The sequence below is a fragment of the Escherichia sp. E10V10 genome (genome assembly GCF_004211985.1).
GTDB lineage: Bacteria > Pseudomonadota > Gammaproteobacteria > Enterobacterales > Enterobacteriaceae > Escherichia.
Map to the genome: position 1 here is coordinate 473,276 of NZ_RHJO01000001.1, position 14,925 is coordinate 488,200.

Sequence of the window (14,925 nt, forward strand, 5' to 3'; positions counted from 1 at the left end):
TATGGCGCAGTCGAAACTCTATCCAGTTGTGATGGCAGGTGGTTCCGGTAGCCGCTTATGGCCGCTTTCCCGCGTACTTTATCCCAAGCAGTTTTTATGCCTGAAAGGCGATCTCACCATGCTGCAAACCACCATCTGCCGCCTGAACGGCGTGGAGTGCGAAAGCCCGGTGGTGATTTGCAATGAGCAGCACCGCTTTATTGTCGCGGAACAGTTGCGCCAACTGAACAAACTCACCGAGAACATTATTCTCGAACCGGCAGGGCGAAACACGGCACCGGCCATTGCGCTGGCGGCGCTGGCGGCAACACGTCATAGCCCGGAGAGCGACCCGTTAATGCTGGTGCTGGCGGCGGATCATGTGATTGCCGATGAAGACGCGTTCCGCGCCGCCGTGCGTAATGCCATGCCGTATGCCGAAGCGGGCAAGCTGGTGACCTTCGGCATTGTGCCGGATCTACCTGAAACCGGTTATGGCTATATTCGTCGCGGTGAAGTATCTGCGGGCGAGCAGGATACGGTGGCCTTTGAAGTGGCGCAGTTTGTCGAAAAACCAAATCTGGAAACCGCGCAGGCCTATGTGGCAAGCGGCGAATATTACTGGAACAGCGGCATGTTCCTGTTCCGCGCCGGACGCTATCTCGAAGAACTGAAAAAATATCGCCCGGATATTCTCGATGCCTGTGAAAAAGCGATGAGCGCCGTCGATCCGGATCTTGATTTTATTCGTGTGGATGAAGAAGCGTTTCTCGCCTGCCCGGAAGAGTCGGTGGATTACGCAGTCATGGAACGCACGGCAGATGCTGTTGTGGTGCCGATGGATGCGGGCTGGAGCGATGTCGGTTCCTGGTCTTCATTATGGGAGATCAGCGCCCACACCGCCGAGGGCAACGTTTGCCATGGCGATGTGATTAATCACAAAACTGAAAACAGCTATGTGTACGCCGAATCTGGCCTGGTCACCACCGTCGGGGTGAAAGATCTGGTGGTGGTGCAGACCAAAGATGCGGTGCTGATTGCCGACCGTAACGCGGTGCAGGATGTGAAAAAAGTAGTCGAGCAGATCAAGGCCGATGGTCGCCATGAGCATCGGGTGCATCGCGAAGTGTATCGCCCGTGGGGCAAATATGACTCTATCGACGCGGGCGACCGCTATCAGGTGAAACGCATCACCGTGAAACCGGGCGAAGGCTTGTCAGTACAGATGCACCATCACCGCGCGGAACACTGGGTGGTTGTCGCGGGAACGGCAAAAGTCACCATTGACGGTGATATCAAACTGCTTGGTGAAAACGAGTCCATTTATATTCCGCTGGGGGCGACGCACTGCCTGGAAAACCCGGGGAAAATTCCGCTCGATTTAATTGAAGTGCGCTCCGGCTCTTATCTCGAAGAGGATGATGTGGTGCGCTTCGCGGATCGCTACGGACGGGTGTAAACGTCGCATCAGGCGCTGTTTGTCGGGTGCGGCGTGAACGCCTTATCCGACCTACGGTTCGGGTTTGTAGGCCTGATAAGACGCGGCAGCGTCGCATCAGGCAATGAATGCGAAACCACGATGTAAATAACGACAAAAACAAAATTGGCCGCTTCGGTCAGGGCCAACTATTGCCTGAAAAAGGGTAACGACATGAAAAAATTAACCTGCTTTAAAGCCTATGATATTCGCGGAAAATTAGGCGAAGAACTGAATGAAGATATTGCCTGGCGCATTGGTCGCGCCTATGGCGAATTTCTCAAACCGAAAACCATTGTGTTAGGCGGTGATGTCCGCCTCACCAGCGAAACCTTAAAACTGGCGCTGGCAAAAGGTTTACAGGATGCGGGCGTCGATGTGCTGGATATTGGCATGTCCGGCACCGAAGAGATCTATTTCGCCACGTTCCATCTCGGCTTGGATGGCGGCATTGAAGTTACCGCCAGCCATAACCCGATGGATTACAACGGCATGAAACTGGTGCGCGAAGGGGCTCGCCCGATCAGCGGCGATACCGGACTGCGCGATGTCCAGCGTCTGGCAGAAGCCAACGACTTCCCTCCCGTCGATGAAACCAAACGCGGCCGCTATCAGCAAATCAATCTGCGTGACGCTTACGTTGATCACCTGTTCGGTTATATCAACGTCAAAAACCTCACGCCGCTCAAGCTGGTGATCAACTCCGGGAACGGCGCTGCGGGTCCGGTGGTGGACGCCATCGAAGCCCGCTTTAAAGCCCTCGGCGCACCGGTGGAATTGATCAAAGTGCATAACACGCCGGACGGCAATTTCCCCAACGGTATTCCTAACCCGCTGCTGCCGGAATGCCGCGATGACACCCGCAATGCGGTCATTAAACACGGCGCGGATATGGGCATTGCTTTTGATGGCGATTTTGACCGCTGTTTCCTGTTTGACGAAAAAGGGCAGTTTATCGAGGGCTACTACATTGTCGGCCTGCTGGCAGAAGCGTTCCTCGAAAAAAATCCCGGCGCGAAGATCATCCACGATCCACGTCTCTCCTGGAATACCGTTGATGTGGTGACTGCTGCAGGCGGCACGCCGGTGATGTCGAAAACCGGACACGCCTTTATTAAAGAACGTATGCGCAAGGAAGACGCCATCTACGGTGGCGAAATGAGCGCCCACCATTACTTCCGTGATTTCGCTTACTGCGACAGCGGCATGATCCCGTGGCTGCTGGTCGCTGAACTGGTGTGCCTGAAAGGAAAAACGCTGGGCGAACTGGTGCGCGACCGCATGGCAGCGTTTCCGGCAAGCGGTGAGATCAACAGCAAACTGGCGCAACCCGTTGAGGCGATTAACCGCGTCGAACAGCATTTTAGCCGTGAGGCGCTGGCGGTGGATCGCACCGATGGCATCAGCATGACCTTTGCCGACTGGCGCTTTAACCTGCGCTCTTCCAACACCGAACCGGTCGTACGCCTGAATGTGGAATCGCGCGGTGATGTGCCGCTGATGGAAGCGCGAACGCGAACTCTGCTGACGTTGCTGAACGAGTAATGTCGGATCTTCCCTTACCCCATTGCGGGTAAGGGGCTAATAACAGGAACAACGATGACAAATCTAATAAAGCGCGAGCGAGCGAAAACCAATGCATCGTTAATCTCTATGGTGCAACGCTTTTCAGATATCACCATCATGTTTGCCGGGCTATGGCTGGTTTGCGAAGTCAGCGGACTGTCATTCCTCTACATGCACCTGTTGGTGGCGCTGATTACGCTGGTGGTGTTCCAGATGCTGGGCGGCATCACCGATTTTTATCGCTCATGGCGCGGTGTTCGGGCAGCGACAGAATTTGCCTTGTTGCTACAAAACTGGACGTTAAGCGTGATTTTCAGCGCCGGACTGGTGGCGTTCAATAATGATTTCGACACGCAACTGAAAATCTGGCTGGCGTGGTATGCGCTGACCAGTATCGGACTGGTGGTTTGCCGTTCGTGTATTCGCATTGGAGCGGGCTGGTTGCGTAATCATGGCTATAACAAGCGTATGGTCGCGGTGGCGGGGGATTTAGCCGCCGGACAAATGCTGATGGAGAGCTTCCGTAATCAGCCGTGGTTAGGGTTTGAAGTGGTGGGCGTTTACCACGACCCAAAACCGGGTGGCGTTTCTAACGACTGGGCGGGCAATCTGCAACAGCTGGTCGAGGATGCGAAAGCGGGCAAGATTCATAACATTTATATCGCGATGCAAATGTGCGACGGCGCACGAGTGAAAAAACTGGTCCATCAACTGGCGGATACCACCTGTTCGGTGTTGCTCATCCCCGATGTTTTTACCTTCAACATTCTTCATTCCCGTATCGAAGAGATGAACGGCGTACCGGTGGTGCCGCTGTACGATACGCCGCTTTCCGGGGTTAACCGCCTGCTCAAACGTGCGGAAGATATTGTGCTGGCGACGCTTATCCTGCTGCTGATCTCCCCGGTGCTGTGCTGCATTGCGCTGGCGGTAAAACTCAGTTCACCAGGGCCGGTTATTTTCCGCCAGACTCGCTACGGCATGGATGGCAAACCGATCAAAGTGTGGAAGTTCCGTTCCATGAAAGTGATGGAGAACGACAAAGTGGTGACTCAGGCGACGCAGAACGATCCGCGCGTTACTAAAGTGGGGAACTTTCTGCGCCGCACCTCGCTGGATGAATTGCCGCAATTTATCAATGTACTGACAGGCGGGATGTCGATTGTGGGTCCACGTCCGCACGCGGTGGCGCATAACGAACAGTATCGCCAGCTCATTGAAGGCTACATGCTGCGCCATAAGGTGAAACCTGGCATTACCGGCTGGGCGCAGATTAACGGCTGGCGCGGCGAAACCGACACGCTGGAGAAAATGGAAAAACGCGTCGAGTTCGACCTTGAGTACATCCGCGAATGGAGCGTCTGGTTCGATATCAAAATCGTTTTCCTGACGGTATTCAAAGGCTTCGTTAACAAAGCGGCATATTGATATGAGCTTACGTGAAAAAACCATCAGCGGCGCGAAGTGGTCGGCGATTGCTACGGTGATCATCATCGGCCTCGGGCTGGTACAGATGACCGTGCTGGCGCGGATTATCGACAACCACCAGTTCGGTTTGCTTACCGTGTCGCTGGTGATTATCGCGCTGGCAGATACGCTTTCTGACTTCGGCATCGCTAACTCCATTATTCAGCGAAAAGAAATCAGCCACCTGGAACTCACCACGCTGTACTGGCTGAACGTCGGGCTGGGGATCGTGGTGTGCGCGGCGGTGTTTCTGTTGAGTGATGTCATCGGCGACGTGCTGAATAACCCGGATCTGGCGCCGTTGATTAAAACATTGTCGTTGGCGTTTGTGGTGATCCCCCACGGGCAACAGTTTCGCGCGTTGATGCAGAAGGAGCTGGAGTTCAACAAAATCGGCATGATCGAAACCAGCGCGGTGCTGGCGGGCTTCACTTTTACGGTGGTTAGCGCCCATTTCTGGCCGCTGGCGATGACCGCGATCCTCGGTTATCTGGTCAATAGTGCGGTAAGAACGCTGCTATTTGGCTACTTTGGCCGCAAAATTTATCGCCCCGGTCTGCATTTCTCGCTGGCGTCGGTGGCACCGAACTTACGCTTTGGTGCCTGGCTGACGGCGGACAGCATCATCAACTATCTCAACACCAACCTTTCAACGCTGGTGCTGGCGCGTATTCTCGGCGCGGGCGTGGCAGGGGGATACAACCTGGCGTACAACGTGGCCGTTGTGCCACCGATGAAGCTGAACCCGATCATCACCCGCGTGTTGTTTCCAGCGTTTGCCAAAATTCAGGACGACACCGAAAAGCTACGTATTAACTTCTACAAGCTGCTGTCGGTGGTGGGGATTATCAACTTTCCGGCGCTGCTGGGGCTGATGGTGGTGTCGAATAACTTTGTACCGCTGGTCTTTGGTGAGAAGTGGAACAGCATTATTCCGGTGCTGCAATTGCTGTGTATTGTGGGTCTGCTGCGCTCAGTGGGTAACCCGATTGGTTCGCTGCTGATGGCGAAAGCACGGGTCGATATCAGCTTTAAATTCAACGTATTCAAAACATTTCTGTTTATTCCGGCGATTGTTATTGGTGGGCAGATGGCGGGCGCAATCGGCGTCACGCTTGGCTTCCTGCTGGTGCAGATTATCAACACCATTCTGAGTTACTTCGTGATGATTAAACCGGTTCTTGGTTCCAGTTATCGCCAGTACATCCTGAGTTTATGGCTGCCGTTTTATCTCTCGCTGCCGACGCAGGTGGTCAGTTATGCGCTGGGCATTGTGCTGAAAGGGCAACTGGCGCTGGGGATGCTGCTGGCGGTGCAAATAGCCGCAGGCGTGCTGGCGTTTGTAGTGATGATTGTGCTGTCGCGCCATCCGCTGGTGGTGGAAGTGAAGCGTCAGTTTTGTCGCAGCGAAAAAATGAAAATGCTTTTACGGGCGGGGTGAATGGTTGTTTTCGGTTCCGGCAACGGTTGCCGGATGCGGCGTGAACGCCTTATCCGGCCTACGGTTCTGTGCTCGGGTCTTGTAGGCCTGATAAGACGCGTCAGCGTCGCATCAGGCAAAAAGCGGCAACGGACACAACAAACACAGCTTCACCTGGCATCAAATTTATGAGGAAAAAATGAAATTACTTATTCTGGGCAACCACACTTGCGGCAATCGTGGCGACAGCGCCATCTTGCGCGGCTTACTTGATGCCATCAACATCCTCAATCCACACGCCGAAGTGGACGTGATGAGCCGCTATCCTGTCAGTTCTTCCTGGCTGCTCAACCGCCCGGTAATGGGCGATCCGCTGTTCCTGCAAATGAAACAACACAACAGCGCGGCGGGCGTTGTCGGGCGCGTTAAAAAAGTCCTCCGTCGCCGCTACCAGCATCAGGTATTGCTCTCACGCGTCACCGACACTGGCAAGCTGCGTAATATCGCCATCGCCCAGGGATTCACCGACTTCGTGCGCCTGCTGTCAGGTTACGACGCCATTATTCAGGTCGGCGGATCGTTTTTTGTCGATCTCTATGGTGTGCCGCAGTTTGAACACGCACTTTGCACGTTTATGGCGAAAAAGCCGCTGTTTATGATTGGTCATAGCGTCGGCCCCTTCCAGGATGAGCAGTTTAACCAACTGGCGAACTACGTTTTCGGTCACTGCGACGGGCTGATCCTGCGCGAATCGGTCAGTCTTGATCTGATGAAACGCAGCAATATCACTACCGCAAAAGTTGAACATGGCGTCGATACCGCGTGGCTGGTTGATCACCACACCGAAGACTTTACCGCCAGCTATGCCGTTCAACACTGGCTGGACGTTGCCGCACAACAGAAAACAGTGGCAATTACCCTGCGCGAACTGGCACCGTTCGACAAACGTCTCGGCACCACTCAACAAGCGTATGAAAAAGCTTTTGCCGGGGTGGTCAATCGCATTCTCGACGAAGGGTATCAGGTCATTGCGCTCTCCACCTGTACGGGTATCGACAGCTATAACAAAGACGACCGCATGGTGGCGCTCAATCTGCGCCAGCACATCAGCGATCCTGCCCGTTATCACGTAGTGATGGATGAACTCAACGATCTGGAAATGGGCAAAATTCTCGGTGCCTGTGAACTCACCGTCGGTACGCGCCTGCACTCCGCCATTATCTCGATGAATTTTGCTACTCCGGCAATTGCCATCAACTATGAACATAAATCCGCCGGGATTATGCAACAACTGGGGCTGCCAGAGATGGCAACTGATATCCGTCATTTATTAGACGGCAGCCTGCAAGCGATGGTTGCGGATACATTAGGCCAGCTTCCGGCGCTGAACACTCGACTTAACGAAGCCGTCAGTCGCGAACGTCAGACGGGAATGCAGATGGTGCAATCTGTGCTTGAGCGCATCGGGGAGGCGAAATGAAGGTCGGCTTCTTTTTACTGAAATTTCCGCTGTCGTCAGAAACCTTCGTCCTCAATCAAATTACCGCGTTTATTGATATGGGCTTTGAGGTGGAGATTGTCGCGCTGCAAAAAGGCGACACACAAAACACCCACGCGGCATGGACGAAATACAACCTTGCCGCCAGAACCCGCTGGTTACAGGACGAACCACAAGGCAAAGTTGCGAAACTGCGCCACCGCGCCAGCCAGACCTTACGCGGCATTCATCGTAAAAATACCTGGCAGGCGCTCAACCTCAAACGTTATGGTGCAGAGTCACGAAACCTGATTTTGTCTGCTATTTGCGGCCAGGTCGCAACACCGCTTCATGCCGATGTCTTTATCGCTCATTTTGGCCCTGCGGGGGTAACCGCAGCAAAACTACGCGAACTGGGTGTCATTCGCGGCAAAATTGCCACTATTTTCCACGGCATTGATATTTCCAGTCGGGAAGTGCTCAACCACTACACTCCCGAATATCAGCAACTGTTTCGCCGTGGCGACCTGATGTTACCGATAAGTAATCTGTGGGCCGGAAGGCTGCAAAAAATGGGCTGCCCGAGGGAAAAAATCGCCGTATCGCGCATGGGCGTAGATATGACGCGCTTTAGCCCGCGTCCCGTGAAAGCGCCCGCAACACCGCTGGAGATTATTTCCGTCGCACGCTTAACCGAGAAAAAAGGCCTGCATGTGGCGATTGAAGCCTGCCGTCAGTTGAAAGAGCAGGGCGTGGCATTTCGCTATCGCATCCTCGGCATTGGCCCGTGGGAACGACGCCTGCGCACGCTCATCGAACAATATCAACTGGAAGATGTGGTAGAGATGCCGGGCTTTAAACCGAGCCATGAAGTGAAGGCGATGCTCGACGACGCGGATGTCTTCCTGTTGCCATCGGTAACGGGTGCGGATGGCGATATGGAAGGCATTCCGGTGGCGCTGATGGAGGCGATGGCGGTCGGCATTCCGGTGGTTTCTACTCTGCATAGCGGAATTCCGGAACTGGTAGAGGCCGATAAATCCGGCTGGCTGGTGCCTGAGAACGATGCTCGCGCACTGGCGCAACGTCTGGTGGCGTTTAGCCAACTGGACACCGACGAACTGGCTCCGGTCGTCAAACGCGCGCGCGAAAAAGTTGAACACGATTTTAACCAGCAGGTGATTAACCGAGAACTCGCCAGCTTGTTGCAAGCTTTATAGAGGAGAACGTATGCCATTTAAAAAACTCTCCCGACGCACCTTCCTGACGGCAAGCTCGGCGCTTGCCTTCCTCCATACCCCCTTCGCCCGCGCACTTCCTGCCCGACCAAGCGTTAATATCAACGATTACAATCCGCACGACTGGATCGCCTCATTTAAACAAGCCTTCAGCGAAGGGCAAACGGTCGTCGTCCCTGCCGGATTGGTTTGTGACAATATCAACACCGGCATCTTCATTCCTCCTGGCAAAACGTTACACATCCTTGGAAGCCTGCGCGGCAATGGCAGAGGGCGATTTGTCTTACAGGACGGCAGCCAGGTGACAGGGGAGGAGGGTGGCAGTATGCATAACATCACCCTGGATGTGCGCGGTTCTGACTGCATCATCAAAGGGTTGGCGATGAGCGGCTTTGGCCCGGTAACGCAGATTTATATCGGCGGCAAAAATAAACGCGTCATGCGCAACCTGACCATCGACAACCTGACCGTCAGCCACGCTAATTACGCCATTTTACGCCAGGGATTTCATAACCAGATTATCGGTGCCAACATCACCAATTGTAAGTTCAGCGACTTACAGGGCGACGCCATTGAATGGAACGTGGCGATTAACGACCGTGACATTTTGATATCCGACCATGTCATCGAGCGCATCAACTGTACTAACGGCAAAATCAACTGGGGTATTGGCATAGGACTGGCAGGAAGTACTTATGATAATAACTACCCGGAAGACCAGTCGGTTAAAAACTTTGTCGTGGCGAATATCACGGGATCGGATTGTCGGCAACTGATTCATGTTGAGAACGGCAAACACTTCATCATTCGTAATATCAAGACTCATAATATTACGCCAGCTTTCAGCAAGAAAGCGGGTATTGATAACGCCACGGTAGCGATATATGGATGTGATAACTTTGTTATTGACAATATAAAAATGACCAATAGTGCCGGAATGTTAATCGGTTACGGAGTCATTAAAGGTAAGTATCTCTCAATACCACAAAACTTCAGATTGAATAATATTCATCTTGATAACACTAACCTTGCCTGGAAATTGCGCGGAATCCAAATTTCCGCAGGGAATGCCGTTTCATTCGTGGCGTTGACCAACATTAAAATGAAGCGTGCTTCGCTGGAGCTTCACAACAAGCCGCAACACATTTTTATGCGTAATATCAACGTAATGCAAGAATCCACTGAGGGGCCGGCATTGACCATGAATTTCGACCTGCGAAAGGACGTTCGTGGTGTCTTTATGGCAAAGAACGAGACGCTACTGTCGCTGGTAAATGTTCATGCGGTGAATGAAAAAGGACAAAGTTCAGTCGATATCGACAGGATTAATCACCATGTCGTTAATGTGGAAAATATTAACTTTAAGCTGCCGGAACGGGGCAGGTAGATTTGCGACCATTCCTGGAAAAATAGAGCCATACTTAGGAATAACGCTACTGCAATCTTGAGCGAAGCGGCGTAACATCGGAAGTAAATCAGTAATCAATTCAGGGGAATTGATGCTGGCGAAAAAAATCGAACAAGCTATAATTCAGCAACCATTTTACAGGTGGATGAAATAATGACGAATTTAAAAGCAGTTATTCCTGTAGCGGGTCTTGGGATGCATATGTTGCCTGCAACTAAGGCGATTCCTAAAGAGATGCTACCGATCGTCGACAAGCCAATGATTCAGTACATTGTTGACGAGATTGTGGCTGCAGGGATCAAAGAAATCCTCCTGGTAACTCATGCGTCCAAGAACGCAGTCGAAAATCACTTCGATACCTCTTATGAATTAGAATCTCTCCTTGAACTGCGCGTGAAGCGCCAGCTTCTGGCGGAAGTACAATCTATCTGCCCGCCAGGTGTGACCATTATGAACGTGCGTCAGGGGGAACCTTTAGGTCTGGGCCACTCGATTTTGTGTGCTCGACCAGCCATTGGCGATAACCCGTTTGTCGTGGTGCTGCCGGATGTTGTTATCGACGATGCCAGTGCCGATCCGCTGCGTTACAACCTGGCCGCAATGATTGCGCGCTTCAATGAAACTGGCCGCAGCCAGGTTCTGGCAAAACGCATGCCGGGCGATCTCTCTGAATACTCCGTCATCCAGACCAAAGATCCGCTTGATCGCGAAGGCAAAGTCAGCCGCATTGTTGAATTTATCGAAAAACCGGATCAGCCGCAGACCCTGGACTCAGACATCATGGCTGTAGGGCGTTATGTGCTTTCTGCCGATATTTGGCCTGAACTGGAGCGTACTCAACCTGGAGCATGGGGACGTATTCAGTTGACTGATGCCATTGCTGAGTTGGCAAAAAAACAAGCTGTTGACGCAATGCTGATGACTGGGGACAGTTACGACTGTGGTAAGAAAATGGGTTATATGCAAGCGTTTGTGAAGTATGGACTGCGTAACCTGAAGGAAGGCGCTAAGTTCCGCAAAGGCATTGAGAAGTTGTTAAGCGAGTAACAAATTCCTGACTGGAAGTGTCGGTCAGTAAGAAATTAAAAACGGCAGTGAAGATTCATAGCATAAGTTTTGCTCATTGAATCTCACTGCCGTTGTCGTTTTTATAAATATAATAAAAACAGCATGTTAGCTTGCAATTATAGTTCAAATTTTTCCAGGATTTTCCTTGTTTCTACAGCTGTTTGGTAAGACAATTAGCGTTTGAATTTTTCGGATTTGGCACGAGTGGGTTACGCTCGTCACATCGTGGAAATGTACGCAGTGCTCTGGTAGCTGTTAAGCCAGGGGCGGTAGCGTGCATTAATGCATCTATTAATCAAATCTGGAGCAGTCTATTTCACAGCATGCTCTCTGGCTATATGGAATAAAAAAGTGAAGATACTTGTTACTGGTGGCGCAGGATTTATTGGTTCTGCTGTTGTTCGTCACATAATAAATAATACGCAAGATAGTGTTGTTAATGTCGATAAATTAACATACGCCGGAAACCTGGAATCGCTCGCTGAAATTTCTGATTCTGAACGTTATTCATTTGAGCATGCAGATATCTGTGATGCCGCAGCGATGGCTCGTATTTTTTCACAACACCAGCCAGATGCGGTGATGCACCTGGCGGCTGAGAGCCACGTTGACCGCTCAATAACTGGCCCGGCGGCATTCATTGAAACTAATATTGTAGGTACTTACGTACTTTTAGAAGCAGCGCGCAATTATTGGTCTGGTCTGGATGATGAAAAGAAAAAAAACTTCCGCTTTCATCATATTTCTACTGATGAAGTGTATGGTGACTTACCCCATCCGGATGAAGTAAATAGCAATGAAACGTTGCCGTTATTTACGGAAACGACAGCATATGCACCAAGTAGTCCATATTCTGCTTCTAAAGCGTCAAGCGATCATTTGGTTCGCGCATGGAAACGTACTTATGGTTTACCGACAATTGTGACTAATTGCTCGAACAACTATGGTCCTTATCATTTCCCGGAAAAGCTTATTCCATTGGTTATTCTTAATGCACTGGAAGGTAAGGCATTACCTATTTATGGCAAAGGAGATCAGATCCGCGACTGGTTGTATGTAGAGGATCATGCTCGAGCGTTGTATACCGTAGTTACTGAAGGTCAAGCGGGTGAAACCTATAACATTGGCGGACACAACGAAAAGAAAAACATTGATGTTGTGCTGACTATTTGTGATTTGTTGGATGAGATAGTCCCGAAAGAGAAATCTTATCGTGAGCAAATTACTTATGTTGCTGATCGCCCAGGGCATGATCGCCGTTATGCAATCGATGCCGATAAAATTAGCCGTGAATTGGGCTGGAAACCGCAAGAAACGTTTGAGAGCGGGATTCGAAAGACGGTGGAATGGTACTTGTCCAATACAAAATGGGTTGAGAATGTGAAAAGTGGTGCCTATCAATCGTGGATTGAACAGAACTATGAGGGCCGCCAGTAATGAATATCCTCCTATTCGGTAAAACAGGGCAGGTAGGTTGGGAATTACAGCGTGCTCTGGCACCGCTGGGTAATTTGATTGCTCTTGATGTTCACTCCACTGATTATTGTGGTGATTTTAGTAATCCCCAAGGTGTAGCTGAAACCGTAAGAAGCATTCGGCCTGATGTTATAGTCAACGCAGCCGCTCACACCGCAGTAGACAAAGCAGAATCAGAACCGGAATTTGCACAATTACTTAACGCGACAAGTGTCGAAGCAATTGCAAAAGCAGCTAATGAAGTCGGCGCCTGGGTTATTCACTACTCTACTGACTACGTATTTCCGGGGACCGGCGAAATACCGTGGCAGGAGACGGATGCAACAGCACCGTTGAATGTTTATGGTGAAACTAAACTAGCCGGAGAAAAAGCGTTACAAGAACATTGCGCGAAGCATATTATTTTCCGTACCAGCTGGGTATATGCAGGTAAAGGAAATAACTTCGCCAAAACAATGTTGCGTCTGGCAAAAGAGCGCGAAGAACTGGCTGTGATAAACGATCAGTTTGGCGCACCAACAGGTGCCGAATTGCTGGCTGATTGCACCGCTCATGCCATTCGCGTAGCAGTAGACAAACCAGAAGTTGCTGGTTTGTACCATCTGGTTGCTGGTGGTACAACAACCTGGCACGATTATGCCGCTCTGGTATTTGAAGAAGCGCGCAAAGCTGGGATTAACCTTGCTCTTAACAAACTTAACGCCGTGCCAACAACGGCCTATCCCACACCAGCCCGTCGACCCCATAACTCTCGCCTCAATACAGAAAAGTTTCAGCAGAACTTTGCGCTTGTCTTGCCTGACTGGCAGGTGGGCGTGAAACGAATGCTCAACGAATTATTTACGACTACGGCAATTTAACAAATTTTTGCATCTCGCTCATGATGCCAGAGCGGGATGAATTAAAAGGAATGGTGAAATGAAAACGCGTAAAGGTATTATTCTGGCTGGTGGTTCCGGCACTCGTCTTTATCCTGTGACGATGGCAGTAAGTAAACAACTGCTGCCGATTTATGATAAACCGATGATTTATTATCCGCTTTCAACGCTTATGTTAGCGGGTATTCGCGATATTCTTATTATCAGTACGCCACAGGATACACCGCGTTTCCAACAATTGTTGGGGGACGGGAGCCAGTGGGGGCTTAATCTACAGTATAAAGTACAACCGAGTCCGGATGGCCTGGCGCAAGCGTTTATCATTGGTGAAGGCTTTATTGGTGGCGATGATTGTGCACTCGTGCTTGGCGATAATATCTTCTATGGACACGACTTGCCGAAATTAATGGACGCTGCGGTTAACAAAGAAAGCGGTGCAACGGTATTTGCTTATCACGTTAATGATCCTGAACGTTATGGTGTCGTGGAGTTTGATAATAACGGTACGGCAATTAGCCTGGAAGAAAAACCGCTGGAACCAAAAAGTAACTATGCGGTAACTGGGCTTTATTTCTATGACAATGACGTTGTGGAAATGGCGAAAAACCTTAAGCCTTCTGCCCGTGGCGAACTGGAAATTACCGATATTAACCGTATTTATATGGAACAGGGACGTTTGTCTGTCGCTATGATGGGGCGTGGCTATGCATGGCTGGATACAGGGACGCATCAAAGCCTTATTGAAGCAAGTAACTTCATTGCAACAATTGAAGAGCGTCAGGGATTAAAAGTATCCTGCCCGGAAGAAATTGCTTATCGTAAAGGGTTTATTGATGCTGAGCAGGTGAAAGTATTAGCCGAACCGTTGAAGAAAAATGCTTATGGTCAGTATCTGCTCAAAATGATTAAAGGGTATTAATAAAATGAATGTAATTAAAACTGAAATTCCTGATGTGCTGATTTTTGAACCAAAAGTCTTTGGGGATGAACGTGGCTTCTTTATGGAAAGCTTTAATCAGAAAGTATTCGAAGAGGCAGTGGGGCGTAAGGTTGAGTTTGTTCAGGATAACCATTCTAAATCCAGCAAAGGCGTATTACGCGGACTTCATTACCAGTTAGAACCTTATGCTCAAGGAAAACTGGTGCGCTGTGTTGTTGGTGAAGTTTTTGATGTTGCGGTTGATATTCGTAAATCTTCACCTACTTTTGGCAAATGGGTTGGGGTGAATTTATCTGCAGAGAATAAGCGTCAGTTGTGGATCCCTGAGGGGTTTGCGCATGGTTTTTATGCAAAAGAAGAGGGTTCAGAAATATTGTATAAAACAAATAATTTTTACTCAAAAAAACATGAGAGATGTATTATTTGGAATGATGCTGTGTTGAATATAGATTGGCAATTATACAAAGAACCTCTTTTATCACAAAAAGATTGTTTGGGTACTCCATTTATACAACATGATTATTGACAAAA

The 14,925-nt window shown here is 50.3% G+C and carries 12 protein-coding genes; all 12 read left to right on the top strand.

The annotated features are described in order from the left end of the window. Position 1 precedes the first annotated feature (1 nt). The 12 genes from cpsB (at position 2) to rfbC (ending at position 14,920) form a co-directional block, all read left to right on the top strand. Complete coding sequence (cpsB, locus tag D9736_RS02065) at positions 2 to 1,438, top strand: mannose-1-phosphate guanyltransferase (RefSeq protein ID WP_000079309.1); 1,437 nt, start codon at positions 2 to 4, stop codon at positions 1,436 to 1,438. A gap of 192 nt (positions 1,439 to 1,630) precedes the next feature. After that, the gene (gene cpsG, locus D9736_RS02070) at positions 1,631 to 3,001 is read left to right on the top strand and encodes a colanic acid biosynthesis phosphomannomutase CpsG (protein WP_130257573.1); all 1,371 of its coding nucleotides are present in this window, start codon (positions 1,631 to 1,633) and stop codon (positions 2,999 to 3,001) included. Between the two features lie 54 nt (positions 3,002 to 3,055). Beyond that, positions 3,056 to 4,450, top strand: coding sequence for an undecaprenyl-phosphate glucose phosphotransferase (gene wcaJ / locus D9736_RS02075; protein ID WP_130257574.1), 1,395 nt, complete (start codon positions 3,056 to 3,058; stop codon positions 4,448 to 4,450). A gap of 1 nt (position 4,451) precedes the next feature. Beyond that, entirely contained in the window at positions 4,452 to 5,930 is a 1,479-nt protein-coding gene (gene wzxC, locus D9736_RS02080) for a colanic acid undecaprenyl disphosphate flippase WzxC (RefSeq protein WP_130257575.1), read from the top strand. Between the two features lie 178 nt (positions 5,931 to 6,108). Further along, complete coding sequence (gene wcaK / locus D9736_RS02085) at positions 6,109 to 7,389, top strand: colanic acid biosynthesis pyruvyl transferase WcaK (RefSeq protein ID WP_130257576.1); 1,281 nt, start codon at positions 6,109 to 6,111, stop codon at positions 7,387 to 7,389. After that, entirely contained in the window at positions 7,386 to 8,606 is a 1,221-nt protein-coding gene (gene wcaL / locus D9736_RS02090; RefSeq protein ID WP_130257577.1) for a colanic acid biosynthesis glycosyltransferase WcaL, read from the top strand. The genes wcaK and wcaL overlap by 4 nt, the downstream gene beginning before the upstream one ends. A 10-nt stretch (positions 8,607 to 8,616) precedes the next feature. Further along, positions 8,617 to 10,011, top strand: a complete 1,395-nt coding sequence (gene wcaM / locus D9736_RS02095) for a colanic acid biosynthesis protein WcaM (RefSeq protein WP_130257578.1) — start codon at positions 8,617 to 8,619, stop codon at positions 10,009 to 10,011. 174 nt (positions 10,012 to 10,185) lie between these two features. Next, positions 10,186 to 11,079, top strand: a complete 894-nt coding sequence (gene galF, locus D9736_RS02100) for a UTP--glucose-1-phosphate uridylyltransferase GalF (RefSeq protein ID WP_000183029.1) — start codon at positions 10,186 to 10,188, stop codon at positions 11,077 to 11,079. A gap of 372 nt (positions 11,080 to 11,451) precedes the next feature. Continuing rightward, complete coding sequence (gene rfbB, locus D9736_RS02105; RefSeq protein ID WP_130219607.1) at positions 11,452 to 12,537, top strand: dTDP-glucose 4,6-dehydratase; 1,086 nt, start codon at positions 11,452 to 11,454, stop codon at positions 12,535 to 12,537. Next, positions 12,537 to 13,436, top strand: a complete 900-nt coding sequence (gene rfbD / locus D9736_RS02110) for a dTDP-4-dehydrorhamnose reductase (protein WP_130257579.1) — start codon at positions 12,537 to 12,539, stop codon at positions 13,434 to 13,436. Before rfbB ends, rfbD begins: the two co-directional genes overlap by 1 nt. A gap of 58 nt (positions 13,437 to 13,494) precedes the next feature. Beyond that, a complete protein-coding gene (gene rfbA, locus D9736_RS02115) occupies positions 13,495 to 14,373 on the top strand; it encodes a glucose-1-phosphate thymidylyltransferase RfbA (protein WP_130257580.1) in 879 nt (292 codons plus the stop codon). A 4-nt stretch (positions 14,374 to 14,377) separates the two neighbouring features. Beyond that, positions 14,378 to 14,920, top strand: a complete 543-nt coding sequence (gene rfbC / locus D9736_RS02120; protein ID WP_130257581.1) for a dTDP-4-dehydrorhamnose 3,5-epimerase — start codon at positions 14,378 to 14,380, stop codon at positions 14,918 to 14,920. The last annotated feature ends 5 nt before the right edge of the window (positions 14,921 to 14,925 follow it).

Excerpts from the sequence above, each read along its gene's own strand:
- wcaM (WP_130257578.1), top strand. The coding sequence starts at position 8,617 with ATGCCATTTAAAAAACTCTCCCGACGCACCTTCCTGACGGCAAGCTCG.
- wcaJ (WP_130257574.1), top strand. The coding sequence starts at position 3,056 with ATGACAAATCTAATAAAGCGCGAGCGAGCGAAAACCAATGCATCGTTA.
- rfbD (WP_130257579.1), top strand. The coding sequence starts at position 12,537 with ATGAATATCCTCCTATTCGGTAAAACAGGGCAGGTAGGTTGGGAATTA.
- rfbC (WP_130257581.1), top strand. The coding sequence starts at position 14,378 with ATGAATGTAATTAAAACTGAAATTCCTGATGTGCTGATTTTTGAACCA.
- rfbA (WP_130257580.1), top strand. The coding sequence starts at position 13,495 with ATGAAAACGCGTAAAGGTATTATTCTGGCTGGTGGTTCCGGCACTCGT.
- wcaK (WP_130257576.1), top strand. The coding sequence starts at position 6,109 with ATGAAATTACTTATTCTGGGCAACCACACTTGCGGCAATCGTGGCGAC.
- galF (WP_000183029.1), top strand. The coding sequence starts at position 10,186 with ATGACGAATTTAAAAGCAGTTATTCCTGTAGCGGGTCTTGGGATGCAT.
- wcaL (WP_130257577.1), top strand. The coding sequence starts at position 7,386 with ATGAAGGTCGGCTTCTTTTTACTGAAATTTCCGCTGTCGTCAGAAACC.
- cpsB (WP_000079309.1), top strand. The coding sequence starts at position 2 with ATGGCGCAGTCGAAACTCTATCCAGTTGTGATGGCAGGTGGTTCCGGT.
- wzxC (WP_130257575.1), top strand. The coding sequence starts at position 4,452 with ATGAGCTTACGTGAAAAAACCATCAGCGGCGCGAAGTGGTCGGCGATT.
- cpsG (WP_130257573.1), top strand. The coding sequence starts at position 1,631 with ATGAAAAAATTAACCTGCTTTAAAGCCTATGATATTCGCGGAAAATTA.